At 45.6% G+C, this 517-nt stretch carries 1 protein-coding gene; it reads right to left on the bottom strand.

Annotated features, from left to right (window positions below; all coding sequences use genetic code 11):
- Positions 1-124: 124 nt before the first annotated feature.
- Positions 125-286, bottom strand: coding sequence for a hypothetical protein (locus MiSe_RS49775; RefSeq protein ID WP_226595030.1), 162 nt, complete (start codon positions 284-286; stop codon positions 125-127).
- Positions 287-517: the final 231 nt, after the last annotated feature.

Genomic DNA, 517 nt, shown 5'->3' with positions numbered 1-517 from the left:
CAATCGTTGTATTGTTGGGGCACGGCAGGATTAAAATTGTTATTTTCATCAAAATATCTCTCTTGCCGTGCCCGTACAGCAATCGTTGTATTGTTGGGGCACGGCAGGATTAAAATTGTTATTTTCACCAAAATATCTCTCTTGCCCTGCCCCTACAGCAATCGTTGTATTGTTGGGGCACGGCAGGATTAACATCGCTCCCATCATCAAAATATCTCTCTTGCCGTGCCCTTACAGCAATCGTTGTATTGTTGGGGCACGGCAGGATTAAAATTGTTATTTTCATCAAAATATCTCTCTTGCCCTGCCCCTACAGCAATCGTTGTATTGTTGGGGCACGGCAGGATTAAGATCGCTCCCATCACCAAAATATCTCTATTGCCGTGCCCTTACAGCAATCGTTGTATTGTTGGGGCACGGCAGGATTAAGATCGCTCCCATCACCAAAATATCTCTATTGCCGTGCCCTTACAGCAATCGTTGTATTGTTGGGGCACGGCAGGATTAAGATCGCTCC

Source organism: Microseira wollei NIES-4236 (genome assembly GCF_020521235.1).
Taxonomy (GTDB): domain Bacteria; phylum Cyanobacteriota; class Cyanobacteriia; order Cyanobacteriales; family Aerosakkonemataceae; genus Microseira; species Microseira wollei.
This window is presented reverse-complemented; position numbering and strand designations above follow the sequence as displayed.